General features: G+C 33.1%; 15 protein-coding genes. 14 read left to right on the top strand and 1 reads right to left on the bottom strand.

The window, feature by feature from the left end:
* Positions 1-216 precede the first annotated feature (216 nt).
* Positions 217-576, bottom strand: coding sequence for a hypothetical protein (locus DWW10_RS17495; RefSeq protein ID WP_118487142.1), 360 nt, complete (start codon positions 574-576; stop codon positions 217-219).
* A 761-nt stretch (positions 577-1,337) separates the two neighbouring features.
* Between DWW10_RS17495 and DWW10_RS17490 the strand changes: the two genes are divergently transcribed.
* The 14 genes from DWW10_RS17490 (at position 1,338) to DWW10_RS17425 (ending at position 15,055) form a co-directional block, all read left to right on the top strand.
* On the top strand, positions 1,338-1,871 hold the full coding sequence (locus DWW10_RS17490; protein WP_118422019.1) for a UpxY family transcription antiterminator: 534 nt from the start codon (positions 1,338-1,340) through the stop codon (positions 1,869-1,871).
* A gap of 28 nt (positions 1,872-1,899) precedes the next feature.
* Complete coding sequence (locus DWW10_RS17485) at positions 1,900-2,382, top strand: UpxZ family transcription anti-terminator antagonist (protein ID WP_118422016.1); 483 nt, start codon at positions 1,900-1,902, stop codon at positions 2,380-2,382.
* Between the two features lie 47 nt (positions 2,383-2,429).
* Positions 2,430-3,695 (top strand): nucleotide sugar dehydrogenase, encoded by a 1,266-nt coding sequence (locus tag DWW10_RS17480; protein WP_118422015.1) that lies wholly within the window; start codon positions 2,430-2,432, stop codon positions 3,693-3,695.
* A gap of 9 nt (positions 3,696-3,704) precedes the next feature.
* Entirely contained in the window at positions 3,705-5,159 is a 1,455-nt protein-coding gene (locus DWW10_RS17475) for a lipopolysaccharide biosynthesis protein (protein ID WP_118487141.1), read from the top strand.
* Positions 5,156-6,361: a hypothetical protein gene (locus DWW10_RS17470; RefSeq protein ID WP_118422013.1), complete on the top strand. Its 1,206-nt coding sequence runs from the start codon at positions 5,156-5,158 to the stop codon at positions 6,359-6,361. Before DWW10_RS17475 ends, DWW10_RS17470 begins: the two co-directional genes overlap by 4 nt.
* The gene (locus tag DWW10_RS17465; protein ID WP_118422012.1) at positions 6,362-7,582 is read left to right on the top strand and encodes a glycosyltransferase family 4 protein; all 1,221 of its coding nucleotides are present in this window, start codon (positions 6,362-6,364) and stop codon (positions 7,580-7,582) included.
* Between the two features lie 97 nt (positions 7,583-7,679).
* The gene (locus DWW10_RS17460) at positions 7,680-8,213 is read left to right on the top strand and encodes a serine acetyltransferase (RefSeq protein ID WP_259320501.1); all 534 of its coding nucleotides are present in this window, start codon (positions 7,680-7,682) and stop codon (positions 8,211-8,213) included.
* 38 nt (positions 8,214-8,251) lie between these two features.
* A complete protein-coding gene (locus DWW10_RS17455; protein ID WP_118422010.1) occupies positions 8,252-8,971 on the top strand; it encodes a glycosyltransferase family 32 protein in 720 nt (239 codons plus the stop codon).
* Positions 8,972-9,053: 82 nt separating this feature from the next.
* Entirely contained in the window at positions 9,054-10,145 is a 1,092-nt protein-coding gene (locus DWW10_RS17450) for a glycosyltransferase (RefSeq protein WP_118422009.1), read from the top strand.
* A 45-nt stretch (positions 10,146-10,190) separates the two neighbouring features.
* On the top strand, positions 10,191-11,276 hold the full coding sequence (locus tag DWW10_RS17445) for a hypothetical protein (RefSeq protein WP_118422008.1): 1,086 nt from the start codon (positions 10,191-10,193) through the stop codon (positions 11,274-11,276).
* 165 nt (positions 11,277-11,441) lie between these two features.
* Positions 11,442-12,554: a glycosyltransferase family 4 protein gene (locus tag DWW10_RS17440; protein ID WP_182021454.1), complete on the top strand. Its 1,113-nt coding sequence runs from the start codon at positions 11,442-11,444 to the stop codon at positions 12,552-12,554.
* A gap of 17 nt (positions 12,555-12,571) precedes the next feature.
* The gene (locus DWW10_RS17435; protein ID WP_118422006.1) at positions 12,572-13,534 is read left to right on the top strand and encodes an NAD-dependent epimerase/dehydratase family protein; all 963 of its coding nucleotides are present in this window, start codon (positions 12,572-12,574) and stop codon (positions 13,532-13,534) included.
* Between the two features lie 36 nt (positions 13,535-13,570).
* A complete protein-coding gene (locus DWW10_RS17430) occupies positions 13,571-14,536 on the top strand; it encodes an MraY family glycosyltransferase (protein ID WP_118422005.1) in 966 nt (321 codons plus the stop codon).
* A gap of 213 nt (positions 14,537-14,749) precedes the next feature.
* Positions 14,750-15,055, top strand: coding sequence for a hypothetical protein (locus DWW10_RS17425; protein ID WP_118422004.1), 306 nt, complete (start codon positions 14,750-14,752; stop codon positions 15,053-15,055).
* The last annotated feature ends 40 nt before the right edge of the window (positions 15,056-15,095 follow it).

Raw genomic sequence — 15,095 nt, 5'->3', positions numbered from 1 at the left:
GCGTGTACTCCCTTTGTGATGTTTTCAATTACTTTTCTCAGGGTTATCTCTCCCCGAACGTTGCTGAATCCGCTGTATGCGGTAACCGGAATATTTTCCATTTCTTTGTTAGTTGTTTTAGTCTGCCTTGTTGGCGGCGCGAAGTAGGGTATAATATCCGGAATGGCAAAAACGCCTTTTTCAACCGAAAAGGCGTTTTTGCACAATATTGAATTCCTACTTCTTTTTCTTCTTCTTTTCCATTCCCAGTTTCTCTTCCCTGATTTTTTTCCTTAAGCTAATGATTTCGGTATTAATGCTTTCCATCGTCAGAAATCCTTCCTCATGCTTCCCTTTCTCGAACCTTGCCATGCGATACAGCTTCCTTGCCAAATGCTTTGTCCCTTTGAGTCCCGCCTCTTTTTTATGATGGATAAGCATGTTTATCCAGGGAGTGAGGAACTCTATTCTTTCTTCCGCCCTGACTACGACCTGCTGGTCAACCGGTTCATTTTCAACCAACAGGATGTCGATCCTGTTTCCTTTTCTTTCGATCTCGATGCCACAGGCATCTTTACTTATGAGCTCAATGCTCAAGATTGTGTTTTTTTAGTCATAAAACTACAATTTTAGATGTTAGTAATTTATTTTAAATTTGCATTCGAAAGCAAAATTAACTGTTATTATCGTGAAAACTATCATGTTGGTATATAAAAATGAAACTTTTCTGTTCTGTGTGTGATACACAAAATGATGTAATAGGTGGTAGCCCCACCTACCTATTAATATAAAGTGTGTGTAACAAGGTCTAAAGAAAAAGTAGGGAAATACGCGCCTGTGCGTATATATACGCACGTACATTATTAAAAAAGAAATGCAACATTGAGAAGTTATCAAAATAAGCTGCGATGATGATGAAATAGAGGATAAGAGTAGAAGGAAACTTATTACTGTCAATAATGATTGTGATAAGTAGAGGGTGTTTTTTAATCGTTCGTTTAATGTTCACAAAGATAATGTCTTGAAATGAAACAACAAAATATTCTGATAAATAAAATCGATTTGGCTTTTAACTAGTGTCATATATTACTAATCTATAACTAGTTATCCCTGAAATAAAATTGTGATTTTACACTTGTCTTTTTGCCGAAAGAATCTTAGGGTGGATACAGGCTAAAATGCCATCTTTTAAACGAACGATTAAAAGACATTTTTCTTTGTTAATCCATTCGTTCTCAGTGTATTAAAGTAGATGACAACTTGGTTTATCTATTTTCAGCTTGAAAAAGGAAATGCCTTGCTCAAGCCGCGAAGCGTATCCATATCTAAAGTAATATTCCTGATTTTATTTATTGCAAGTGGTTGAAACTCAGAAGTATTGGTTTGCAGCTCGTACACGTGATAAGCAAGAATTTGCAATCGGCAAGTTGCTTGAGAAGCTGAAATCCGACGAAAAATTGGATATTGACTATTATCTTCCTACTAAAATTGTAATATCTCAGTTGAAATATCGTCGGAAGCGTAGTGAAGTCCCTGTTATCCGCAATTTGATATTCGTTTGTGCCACCAAGCAAACAGCCTGTGACATTTCTAATGTTTATGGTGTACAGCTTTTCTATATGAAGGATCTTTTCACTCACTCCATGCTTGTTGTTCCCGATAAACAGATGAAGGATTTCATGTTTGTCATGGATTTGAATCCGGACGGAGTCAGCTTTGACAACGAACCTCTCACAATCGGGAATAAAGTCAAGGTTGTTAAAGGTGATTTTCGTGGTATCGAAGGAGAAATAACTACAGAAGCCAATAAGACATACGTCGTTATTCGCATTAATGGTATTTTGACAGCCAGTGTAAAAGTACCAAAATCCTATCTGAAGATAATAAAATAATATTTAATCATATCATACTCATATTTCAATGAATGATCTGCTTTCCTGTGCTCGTGAGCTTCAGCATTTGGCTCATAAGCTTATGTATCTTGGTATGGACGGTGAACCCATTTATTCAGATGATTTTACTCGACTGAACAAGGAGGTTCTTGTAGAATCGGATTCTCTTTTTGTCGCAAAAAGTTCCGGTATCGAAGAAGAAGCCAACCTTTGTTTAGCTCTTCTAATGGGTTATAATGCTACCATCTATGACTATGGAGATAAAAGAGAAAAGAAACAAGCTGTTTTAGACCGTATCTGCAATATCCTGAAACAGCTTCCCCCTTCTTTACTAAAAGTTCGTTTGCTGACCTTTTGTTATGGGGAGATTTATGAAGAATCTTTGCTTCAGGAGGCCTATGACATTATTGATAGTTGGGATAAGGCAACTTTGAATTCTGAACAAACAGAAATCATAGAAGAGCTGAAAAATATTGCGGATAATCCTTATCCATATTGTTGTATTGACTGAAGCTGTGATGTGTATGATAACTTTAAAGGTGCTATAAAAATAGAGAAATGAAAAATAAGAAGATTTGTGTTATTGGTTTAGGTTATGTGGGACTTCCATTAGCTAGACTTTTTTCTACTAAGTATCAAACTATAGGATTCGATATGAATCAGGAGCGTGTTAATGCATTAAATAATGGGCATGATGTAACATTGGAGATTTCTGATGAGCAGTTACAGGCGGCGCTTAAGAATGGTTTTAAATGTACATCCAATATAGATGATATTAAAGATTGTAATATATATATTGTTGCAGTACCTACTCCAGTTGATACAGATAATAGGCCTGATTTGACTCCATTAATTGGTGCGAGTGCAACTGTAGGCAGAGTTATATCAAAAAATAATATAGTAATTTATGAATCTACGGTTTATCCGGGAGTTACAGAAGAAGAATGTTTACCTGTAATAGAGAAGGTATCAGGTTTGAAATATAATTCTGATTTCTATGCAGGTTACTCTCCTGAACGTATTAATCCTGGCGATAAGGAACACACTGTAGAAAAGATCAAAAAAGTAACGTCAGGATCGACTCCGGAAATAGCTGAACTTGTAGATGCTTTATATAATTCAATTCTTATTAATGGAACTCATAAAGCTCCGTCTATCAAAGTTGCAGAGGCGTCAAAAATAATAGAGAATTCCCAGCGTGATGTAAATATTGCATTTATGAATGAACTATCTAAAATATTTAATGCAATGGGAATTGATACTAATGATGTCCTAGACGCTGCTGCTTCTAAATGGAATTTTATTAAATTAAAACCAGGTTTGGTGGGTGGTCATTGTATCAGTGTAGATCCATATTATTTAATCCAGAAAGCACAAGTATATGGTGTTTTACCACGAATAATGTACAACGCCCGTCGTTTGAATGACGGAATGGGGGCTTATGTGGCCAATCAGGTAATTAAATGTATGAATTTGAAAGGAATTGTGGTGAAGGAGTCTAAAATTCTGATTTTGGGGATATCATTTAAAGAAAATTGTCCTGATATCCGTAATACTAAGGTCGTTGATATATATAGTGTTCTTTCTGAGTATACCAATAATATAACAGTTTACGACCCATGGGTTGATCCAATGTCTGTAAAGCATGAATATGGTATTGCAGTCGTAAATAAATTACCAATAGACAAATTTGATACTGTAATTTTAGCAGTAGCACATAAAGAGTTTTTAAAAATGAATATTCAATCTTTAGTGAAATATGTTCATGTCATTTATGATGTGAAGGGTTATTTAGAACGAAGTATTATAGATAGTAGACTATAACTATATTGAATGGGAAACATAATGGTTAATGACAAGAATAAATTAGCAATAGGTGTTGTTTTTTTTGCTTTTTTTTCTTTTCTTTCTTTGCCTTTGGGATATGTGAGGAATTGGCTGTTAAGTTCTATAAGTATAGAATTTGTATCAGCATTTGCTTCTATCAATATTTTTATAGGTCTTGTGAATACATTCTTTGTATTTGGAGCAACAAATGTTTATTCAACTTTTCTACCTAAAATAAAGGATCCTTCAAAGCAATCGCAATTTGTTTTTAGTTCATATCTAAACTCGGCAATATTAATGATATTGATGTCGGTGGTTTTCTTTTTGTATTATTCCAAATTACCAAATAATATAATTGGAACATTGCAAATTTCAAATTGGTTACTTGTCTTTTTCTTTATTATATTTTATGGTTTTGGACAAACAGGAGTTAATACTTTAATAGGATTAAGAGAATATAAATTATCCGCTATATTGAATAGTGCGCAGATCTTGTTTGTAACAGTCTTTTTATTACTAATCACTATAGGTTTATTGCCTAAATTTGTAGGCTATGAGTTTAATACTTTTTTGTGCTTAATAGGTTCAGTCTGGTGTTTCGTTTTTGTAATTTTTTTATGCTATTTTGTACCCCGTAAAGGATTTCATATTAAATACTATCTGCCTAAAGGCTATTGGAGTCAGGCTTTTTTCGTACATTTAGGAACAATATTGACTTTTCTTTATGGGTATGCTGATCAGATTTTAGTTTTAGGGTATTTGGGCGAAATGGAATTAGCTCAATACTTTTTAATTGTTCAAATAGCAAGTCTTATTACTTTTCTTCCTATTAGGCTTGGGAATGTTTTTCAGTCTGGTTTTTCTACAATATTGGCAGATAACACCCAAAAGGCAAACTTGGAATTGACATTACAATATAATAAGATTGCTCGCTATATTTTATTATTAACGTTTTTAATATCTTCTGTTTTAGTTTTATTTAATCGTGAAATATTATCCATATTTAGTAATAATTTGGAACTGAACTCTTTGTGCTTTTTATTATTAGTGATTAGATATTTTATAGGAAGTTTAGGCAATATCCATTCTATGATAATAATATCCAAAGAAAAAAATCTTTCTTTTTTTCTAATGAATACCTATATGGTAATTATACAAATAGTTTTATCTCTCATTTTTGTAAGAACTCATGGTGTACTAGGTATTGTAGTCTCTTTTATTATAAGTACGATAATTGCACAGCTTAATTTAGCCTATTTGTTAGTAAAGAAATGTAGAATACAACATTTTGATATAAAAATATTATTTATAGTCTTTTTATTATTGATTGTATTGATATTCTTATCGTTTGTTTTTGTTGATATATTTGCAAGAATAGCACTGCTCGTTTTTGCTGTATTTATTGTTGTGAGGTTACTAAAAACTGATATATTTTATCTTATTAAAATGTTTGTGAAATGAAAAATGTAAAGGGTATTTTAGTGTATGTGTATCGGTTTATTTTTCCATATCCTAAAGTGAGGTATTGTAGTCAAACGGTATATGAAGCATTGCTGGGATGTTTGAGAATGTATGAAGCAACAAAAAAACTGAAATGGAAAATGCGGTCAGAGAAAGTTGTGGAAATATTGAAGAAAATACAAATGCCTGATGGAGGATTCGATATCGGATATGATTTCTTTTTTGGAATGATGCATAAAAAAGGGGACTCTACCTCTCCAGAGATGGTTGGATTACTTGCACTAACAGAGTACGCACGTGTTTTTAGCGCTTATGATGATATCCAACCTTATGCAGATAGAGCAGTGTGTTGGATAAAAAAGAATGTAAAAAAAGTATCAGAAGGAGTTTATGCGATTCCATATTCTCCCTATACAACTTCTGAAATAATGGTTTATAATGGAACTTCATTTGTTTGTGCTGCTTTGGGGTATTATATAGGAGTTTTTCAGAAAAAAGATATTGAACTCTCAACCATATATCAAGGTATGATTAATTATCTTGAAAAATCAATGTATAGTTCAGAGTCTGATCCGGGTAAATTTTGGTATTATCCAGTACAAGAAAGAAAGGATATTTCTGAGATAATGCTAAGTAAAATAGACTATTATCATCAAATGCAACAAGTAGAAGTTCATTCTTATGCTCAGCAAGTGAGTCCTAATACTCTTCAGGCAGAAATGATTAAAAATGCTTCAGAACATGTGATATCTTTATCTAAGAGATTTGAAATAACTCCATACACTAATAACACAATATTTTTTAAAGATCATATTCATGTTTGGGGGCTTTGTTCTGTAGCCTCTGGATTGATGATGGCTCAAGATAGTTTGGGGTGTAAAATAGAAGGAGCTAATAGATTGATAGAGAAAATTATTGTTTGGATTAAGCAATTTTCTTGGAATGGTACTTATTTTTATCCAATATTGTCTTCTGATGGAGTTCCACAAATGAAACAATATATGGTACGTTCTGATGCCTGGGTCTTTAATACTCTTTGTCTCTATTATAAAAAAAGTAAAGATAGCCAGGTGAAAAGCATACTAGAAAAGGTATATCTTAATATTGAAAAATATAAATTTTCGGGAAGAGAAAGTCACGCTTATGGCGGTAAAAGAGATGATATTGCCATAGCTATATTAAAATTTATAAGAAAAAAGTAAGTGGAAAACAAGGCTGGAACTGTGATTTTTGCAAATATTACGTATAAGCCATTTTATGGAGGTATTGAAAACTCTATATATTATATGTCTCAAACTATTTTGCAAAAAGGATATAATGCTGTGATTTTTGCAAGTGATTCTTCTTTAGAAAAAGATAAAAGATTACCTAAAAAAGAGAACGAGGGAGGTGTTGATATTATTCGTTTTTGGAGGATACATTCATGGGGACCATTTGCGTTAATTGACCCTTTGTTCCTTTTGCTTTCTGCATTAATAGGCTTTCTTCAATTGAAAAAACAGTATGGTGCTAGGACACAATTAGTAATACGTAGTCATGTTATTGCCTATGCTGCTTATTTGGCTGGCTTTAAGAATATTATTTATTTAGTTCCAAGTATGGTTAAAGGTCTGGATGATAGAGGAAACTCTCATGTTGATTTTATAACGAAGTTGAAGAAATTAGTTTTGCTAAAAACTAATATTCGTATGTATATGTGGTTACAAAAAAATGCAATAAAGAGATGTACAACCTGTGCTGTTTTTAGTGTAAATATGAAACGACAAATATTGGACTTTATTGGAGAAAGGGAGATTTTAATCGTTAAACCTGGGGTAGCAACAGATATTTTTAAGTTTGATAAACAAAGGAGAAAAATATGTAAAGAGAATTACGGATTAGCAAATTGTTTCATTTTTTTATGTATAGGACGTATAATTGAGGCTAAAGGTTTTGAGGATGTCATTAGGGCTTATGGAATATTACCTGAATATGTAAAAGCTAATTCTAAGGTTTTAATAGTTGGAGATGGACCTGAGAAGAAGCGACTAGTAAATCTTGTTAAGCAAAAAAATGAACGGAATATTGTATTTTTTGATTCAACAATAAAACCTGCTGAATTTTATAATTTATCAGACTGTTTTATGATGACATCTCGTTATGAAGCTTTTGGACAAACTACCTTGGAAGCAATGGCATCAGGTTTACCGGTTATAGGTTACAATCCTGATGGTGAGAATATTATAACTGCAATAAAAGAATTGGTGGAAAATGGTAAGAATGGATTATTATGTTGTTTTGATGTTACGGAGCTTTCAAAAAAAATGATGACTATATACAATACTTCACTTGCTGGATTGGAAGAATACGCAATGAATAATGTTAGTAAAGTGAATAATGAATTTAGCTGGGATAAGCTTGTAAATACTCTTTTAAGTAGATAGGTAGAGAATTTGGATATAATAAATTTAATATTTAAAAATATAAAGGGGATAAGCGTAGATGATTTTTACAAGGCATGATTTGAAATGTTATTTGTCAATGGACAAATATGCATTAGGTATTAAAAGAAGAAAACCTCGGTTTATAGGTGATGATGTATGGAAATTTGAAATAACTCTCAGATATCATGAATATTATTTTAATAATCGTGATAAGTCTTTTGTTCATAAATTACTTTTATGTTGGTATAAATATAGGCATTATTGTATAGGAAGAAGATTAGGATTTGATATTCCTATAAACGTATTTGACGGCGGGTTAAGGATTAATCACACAGGCCTTATTGTTGTTAATTCTAATGCTCGTATTGGCAAATATTGTGATGTTCATCAAGGAGTGAATATTGGAATGCAAGGAAAATCTGAAGATGATTGTCCTATTATAGGTGATAATGTCTGGATAGGTCCAGGTGCTAAACTATTTGGGAAAATAAAAATAGGGAGTAATTGCCAGATTGGAGCAAATGCTGTTGTTAATCGGAGCTTTGAAGATATAGGAATTACCATAGCTGGGATACCGGCCAGAAAAGTTAGTGATCATGCAAATCCTTATCGTAGAGAGTATTTATTGTGATTTTATATATTATTAGATGATGGATATACAATACTGTTATGATACCTAAAATTATTCATTACTGTTGGTTTGGCGGAAGAATATTACCTGATTTAGCTCAGAAATGTATTGCCTCTTGGAAAGAATATCTTTTTGATTATGAGATAAAAGAATGGAATGAGCAAAATTTTGATATTAATAATATTCCTTATGTAAAAGAAGCCTATGAAGCTGGAAAGTTTGCTTTTGTAGCAGACTATGTACGTTTATATGCTTTGTATATGGAAGGAGGTATTTATATGGATACAGATGTTGAAGTTGTACGTAATCTTGATGTTTTTTTGCATCATAGTGCCTTTCTCGGATTTGAAAGTAAGACAACAATTTCAACAGGTATTATAGCAAGTGAGAAAGGGGGAATTTGGGTGAAAGAAATTTTGGAATATTATCAGGAACGACATTTTATTAAATTAGATGGAAAATTAGATTTAACAACCAATGTAGTAACAATTACCAATTATATGTGTAAATGTGGATTGAAACAAGACAACACTTATCAGGATGTCTTAGGTTTATTTACTATTTATCCACAAGATTATTTTTCTCCTAAATCTTGCGGAAGAATATTATCTACAAAAAATACTTATTGCATTCACTATTTTGCAGGTTCTTGGCTTCCTAAAAAACAAATGGTTATTAATTATATAGCAGCTTTTGTCGGTCCTCAAATTACTCATATTTTAGGTAAAATACGGCGTTTTGTCTTTAAAAAAAAATGAGGAAGTTAAATATAATAAATGTATGATACCTTGTTGGTATATGTATATTGGACTGTTGTTCGTGTAAATGTAAAAAAATATTATGAATCTTTTATATATTATTACTGGCTTGGGAATAGGTGGTGCTGAGATCGTAACGATAAATATAGCGAATGAGATGTGTAAGCGGGGGCATAAAGTTAGTCTTTTATTTTTGACAGGTAATAATCGATTGTCATATCTCATTGATAAAAATATTATCATATTAGGAGGAGGAATGAAAAAGAATTTATATTCCTTGATAAAAATGCTATTTCTTGCTAAACGCTATGTTAGTGTGTTTCATCCTCAGGTTGTTCATTCTCATATGTTTCATGCTAATATTTTTTCTCGCATCCTACATGCTTTTAATCATTCTTTTGCATTAATAACAACTGAACATAATAAGAATATTGGAAGTAATGTACGTATGTTTTTTTATAGGCTAACAGACTGGTTATCTGATATTAACACGAATGTTTCTAATGAAGCAACAACTTATTTTATTAATCAAAACGTTTTTTCTCCTAAAAAAACGTTTACTGTTTATAATGGATTGGCTTTAGAGAAGTTTGGAAGGAACGAATTATTAGGAGAATGTATAAGAAAGCAATATGGAATATCTTCGAATGAATTTTTATTTTTAAACGTCGGTCGTTTGACAGAAGCTAAAGATCAAATAAATCTTATAGAAGCTTTTTCTATGTTATATATTAAATATAACTGGGTTAAATTATTGATTTTAGGGGAAGGGGAACTGAGACGTAAATTAGAAATTCTGATTCATAAGTATAAACTAAATAATAATGTTTTTTTAGCAGGAGCACATTCTAATGTCATAGATTATTATAGTGCGGCTAACTGCTTTATATTATCTTCTGCGTGGGAAGGTTTGCCTATGACTATTATTGAGGCAAAAGCTGCTTCTTTGCCTATAATTTCAACAATGGTAGCCCAAGAAATTGTAGATCCAGCATATGTTGTTCCTATAAGAAATTCAATAGAACTCATGCGCAAGATGGAGGTTGTAGTTTTAATGTCTCCTAAGCAATTAAAATATATAGGAGAGAAAAACAAGCATGAATCTACTATTTTTGATATAGAAGCCATATGCGATAAGTGGGAATACTATTATAATCAATTGGCGTATATCTAAACCTAGTTTTATATTAAATTTGAAATATTGTGATTGTGTTTATGCATGAAATATAGTTGTAAAATTGATTGTTTTTGGTTTACCTATTTCATAATTCGTTTTTTTTATCTTCTTTTTGCTATATTAGTATTTGGACGTATTTCGACGTTAGGAGATACCCAACGTTATTTGGGCGCAGGAATTAATTTTACTATTTCCATTTTTTATAATTCGACTTCTCTAATGGATTGTATTGGTGGCTTAATAGGTACTCTTTTTGGGGGAACAAATATAATCTCTAACTTCCCTTTTATGATGATTTCTTTTTGGATAGTGAAGTGGACGATAAATGAGTTAAACTTAAGGAAATTTGTCAATTCATCTTTTTTATTGGTGTTAATTAGTTTGCCAAATTTCTGTATTTGGACATCGGTTTGTTCTAAAGAAATATTCGGACTTGCTTTCTCTGCAATATTTGGAGTTTTACTTATAAACTTTTTTAATCGAAAATATCAAGTCCGAAAAAGAGACTTTTTGGCTTTGTATTTATGTCTCCTTTTTAAGCCACAATATTTTCCTTTTATCTTGCAAGCATTGATTCTTGTTTATGTGATAAATGAAAAATTCAAAACACCAGAAGGAAAACTTGGAGTAGGTGTTTTTTTTATTGGATGTAACTTGTTGGGATTGTATTTAATGCGTGACCTTGTCAATGAATATGCTGATATGATGTATATTCATTTTTCTTTAGATAGTGCAGAATCTACTCGTGATAATATTTGGCTACAAAAAGATGATTTTTTCCGTAAGGCACCATTAGGAATGTTGGAAGCTTTTTATGGACCCACATTAAGTGAAATGGTAATGAAACCATCACATTTGGTGGCGGGATTAGAAAGCTTATTTATGATAGGATTATTTATTTATCTCTGCCGAAAAATATTTTTTCATTTTTTAGTGAGAGCAAAAGTGCATGCTATGTTTTTTTCTGTTTACTCTATTATAATAGTAGGTATTTGTTTTCTACATTATCCTTTTGGTATTTTTAATCCAGGTTCGGCCATTCGGTATCGTACAAACTTTATATTTTTATTTATGCTGTTGTTTTTGAATATATATGTATTTTATAAAAAGAAAGCTCAACAAAATTAATTTTTGTATTTCTGTAATAAAACTTACAGTTATAAGATAATGTCACTATTGGCATATAAATACTATTCTGCTTGGATAGTGATATAAAGGCATTGCAATCAGACAACCGCAATGTGTATACATATTAGGATGATACAATGCTTACGGACGCTAACAATCTTTTCTATGTCTAAAAAAATCTTGTTTGTAGATAACTCTACCCGTTGTTTCTGTATATTTCGTCTACCTGTGGCTAAGGCTTTTATTGCTCATGGGTATGAGGTGTTTGTGATGTCTCCCGAACCCTACGAATATTATGTAGATAGGATTACGGAAACAGGGGCAGTTCATATACCCTACCGAATAGGACCCAAGTTTTCTCTGTTTGGAGATTTCAAATTACTTGTAGGCTTTTTGAAAAAATACCACCAGTTGAAACCTAATTTTATTGTGCATTATACAATAAAGCCTAATATTTACGGTTCGATAGCTTCAGGTATAAATAGTATTTCCTCATTGTCGGTGGTACCAGGAACAGGTTCGGTATTTAAAAATCGGGGAACTATATCGCAGATTGTGTGGAGACTCTATCGGTTTGCTTTTAGGTTCTCCCGTAAAGTATGGGTCTTGAATGAAGATGACCGTGATGCTTTCCTTCAGAAACATATAATTGAAGAAAGGAAAATTGAAATATTGCCGGGAGAGGGGGTAGATATTCACTTTTTTAATTATGCAGACTATAAACGACATACACCTTTTGTTTTTCTGTATATGGGACGTATGCTTCGTGAAAAAGGACTAGAGTACTTGGTGGAAGCTGTAAAACGACTTCATGAGAAAGGAGTCGGTGGTTTTGAAGTTCAGTTGTTGGGATTGGTTGACGGATTAAGCAAAGATGTTATTTCGGAAGAAGAAATCCGAAAATGGGAAAGGGAAGGACTTGTTCGGTATTTAGGCTCATCTCCGGATGTGCGTCTAAATATTGAAGAATCGGATTGTATGGTTTTACCTACTTTTTATGGGGAAGGAGTACCTCGTTCTTTGATGGAGGCTTGTGCTATGGGACGTATGGTTCTTGCTACAGATAATGTAGGGTGTAGGGATATTGTGCAAGATGGTTATAACGGTGTATTGTGTAAACCTAAAGATGTTGATGACCTGGCATTTAAGATGGAAATAGTGTTGTCAATGTCTGAGAAAGAAATAAGAGAAATGGGTATGAATGGCCGTGAAAGAGTGATAGCGAAGTTTGATGAACGTCAAATTGTGAACCGCTATCTAGAGGAAATATGTCTCTGATTTAAAATTTTATTTAAATGAACATACTTATTACTGGCATTCACGGCTTTGTGGGTTCCAATGTTGCTATGATTTTAAAGGAGCATCATACTCTTTATGGGTTGGATATTGTTACGCCTGAGAAAGAAGGAGTAGTAAGAACGTTTTTGTGGAGCGAATTAGAAGTGCTTTGTAATGTTCAGTTTGATGCTATCATTCATCTTGCAGGCAAAGCACATGATACAAAGAATCAATCTGCTGCGCAGGTTTATTTTGATATCAATGTAGGGTTGACGCAGAAGATTTTTGATTTCTTTCTGGAATCTACAGCTAAAAAGTTCATATTCTTCAGTTCAGTGAAGGCTGCTGCCGATAGTGTAGTAGGAGATGCGTTGAGGGAGGATGTGATACCTATGCCATTGGGACCTTACGGAGAGAGTAAGATAGCAGCTGAGAATTATATTCTCGATAAATTAAGAATTAAGAATGAAAAATTAAAGCTGCATGATGATGGGAAGCAGGTGTATATTCTTCGCCCCTGTATGATTCATGGTTCGGGTAACAAGGGAAATTTGAATCTGCTTTATAATGTGGTAAAGAAGGGTATTCCTTGGCCGTTGGGAGATTTTGAAAATAAGAGGTCATTTACTTCTATAGATAACCTTTGCTATGTAGTGGAAGGTTTGTTGACAAAAAATGTAGCGAGTGGTATTTATCACATGGGTGATGATGAAGCTCTGTCTACCAATGAATTGATTGCTCTCATGTGTGAGGCTATGGGCAAAGAACCTCATATCTGGAAGGTGAATCGGAAGATGATGGAAGGTTGTGCAGGTGTGGGAACACTGCTTCATTTACCTTTGAATATGGATCGTTTGCGGAAGTTGACTGAGAATTATGTGGTGAGCAATGAAAAGATTAAAGCTGCACTTGGCATTGAACGAATGCCTGTTCGTGCTGCTGATGGAATTTTGAAAACGATAAGATCGTTTTCAAATTAATAATAAAGAATTAAAATTAAAGGGGCAAGTACGGTTATGTATTACCTGATTATACTGGTTCTGCTATTTCTGGCAGAACTTTTTTATTTTAGAATAGCTGATAAGTGCAATATCATCGATAAGCCCAATGAGAGAAGTTCTCATACCCGGATTACTTTGCGTGGTGGCGGAATCATTTTCTATTTTGGCGCTTTGGCTTATTTCTTGAGTAATGAGTGGGAATATCCCTGGTTCATGTTAGCATTAACTCTAATTACCTTTATCAGTTTTGTAGATGACATTCGTTCCACTTCTCAAGGTTTGCGGTTAGTATTTCACTTTATCGCTATGGTTTTAATGTTTTACCAATGGGGGCTGTTTTCTCTTTCGTGGTGGTGGATAATTATCGCATTGATAGTTTGTACAGGTATTATTAATGCTTATAATTTCATGGATGGAATCAATGGCATTACCGGTGGTTACTCATTAATTGTTCTAAGTGCATTGGCCTATATTAATGCTGAAATAAAGGAGTTTGTAGAACCTGTTTTGATTTATACAGTTCTATGCTCTGTTCTAGTATTTTGTTTCTTTAATTTCCGTAAGAAAGCGAAGTGCTTTGCCGGTGACGTTGGTTCTGTAAGCATTGCTTTTATTCTCCTCTTCCTTATAGGGAGGCTGATTATAAAGACTGAAGATTTCAGTTGGATTATCCTGTTGTCCGTTTATGGTGTCGACAGTGTTCTGACTATCATTCATCGACTGATGCTTCATGAGAACATTGGTTTACCTCACCGCAAACATATGTATCAGTTGATGGCTAATGAATTGAAGATACCTCATGTAGCGGTTTCACTGATTTATATGGCTATGCAGGTAGTTGTAATAATTGGGTATATATACTTCTCGAATTATCGCTATTTATATTTATTGTGTACCATCTTGTTACTTAGTCTGATTTATATTGGATTTATGAAGCAATACTTCTACTTACATATTTCTAATATTAGGATTCAGAAATAAGAAGGTGATGGTTTTATAGGGTGTTTATTACTGTGGACGGATATCCACATAATTGTGGAAAAAATACTCAAAATCGGAAAATTAATTTTATACTGTCTTAGTATAAGTGGTTGATATATAGATTAATACTGTTTTGGTAATAGCTTTGGCATGCGTCTTGCATTATGTAATGTGAGAGCAAACAAGAAATGTTTAACTTAAACAATTAGAATTATGAAAAAGTTATTTTTAGCAGTAGCATTGGTAATGGGATTGGGTACTTCAGTAGCATTTGCTAACAACATGGTATCAGATGTTGAAATCGCAACGATGATCAACGAGTTTAAACCGATTGATGTGAAGGAACTCCCGCAGGCAGTTCAGGATGCCATTAAAGAAAACTACTCGGAAGCGACCATCAAAGAGGCAGCTGTTGAAGTTGCTGAGGATGGAACTAAGACTTACAAGGTAACATTGGTGGATGCAGCCGGTACAGAGAATTCGGTCCTTTTCAATGAAAAAGGGGAAGTTCAGAAATAAGTTATACACACAATAAAAAAGGTGCTCGCATGGGCACCTT

Source organism: Bacteroides intestinalis, assembly GCF_003464595.1.
Lineage (GTDB): Bacteria > Bacteroidota > Bacteroidia > Bacteroidales > Bacteroidaceae > Bacteroides > Bacteroides intestinalis_A.
Note: the sequence above shows the minus strand (reverse complement) of the source record. Positions and strands in the feature narration are given on the sequence as shown.

What these genes read in the sequence shown, in the direction of transcription:
- DWW10_RS17485 (WP_118422016.1), top strand. Translation starts at nt 1,900, where the DNA reads ATGAATGATCTGCTTTCCTGTGCTCGTGAGCTTCAGCATTTGGCTCAT.
- DWW10_RS17440 (WP_182021454.1), top strand. Translation starts at nt 11,442, where the DNA reads ATGTCTAAAAAAATCTTGTTTGTAGATAACTCTACCCGTTGTTTCTGT.
- DWW10_RS17450 (WP_118422009.1), top strand. Translation starts at nt 9,054, where the DNA reads ATGAATCTTTTATATATTATTACTGGCTTGGGAATAGGTGGTGCTGAG.
- DWW10_RS17460 (WP_259320501.1), top strand. Translation starts at nt 7,680, where the DNA reads ATGGACAAATATGCATTAGGTATTAAAAGAAGAAAACCTCGGTTTATA.
- DWW10_RS17470 (WP_118422013.1), top strand. Translation starts at nt 5,156, where the DNA reads ATGAAAAATGTAAAGGGTATTTTAGTGTATGTGTATCGGTTTATTTTT.
- DWW10_RS17455 (WP_118422010.1), top strand. Translation starts at nt 8,252, where the DNA reads ATGATACCTAAAATTATTCATTACTGTTGGTTTGGCGGAAGAATATTA.
- DWW10_RS17475 (WP_118487141.1), top strand. Translation starts at nt 3,705, where the DNA reads ATGGGAAACATAATGGTTAATGACAAGAATAAATTAGCAATAGGTGTT.
- DWW10_RS17480 (WP_118422015.1), top strand. Translation starts at nt 2,430, where the DNA reads ATGAAAAATAAGAAGATTTGTGTTATTGGTTTAGGTTATGTGGGACTT.
- DWW10_RS17425 (WP_118422004.1), top strand. Translation starts at nt 14,750, where the DNA reads ATGAAAAAGTTATTTTTAGCAGTAGCATTGGTAATGGGATTGGGTACT.
- DWW10_RS17430 (WP_118422005.1), top strand. Translation starts at nt 13,571, where the DNA reads ATGTATTACCTGATTATACTGGTTCTGCTATTTCTGGCAGAACTTTTT.
- DWW10_RS17435 (WP_118422006.1), top strand. Translation starts at nt 12,572, where the DNA reads ATGAACATACTTATTACTGGCATTCACGGCTTTGTGGGTTCCAATGTT.
- DWW10_RS17445 (WP_118422008.1), top strand. Translation starts at nt 10,191, where the DNA reads ATGAAATATAGTTGTAAAATTGATTGTTTTTGGTTTACCTATTTCATA.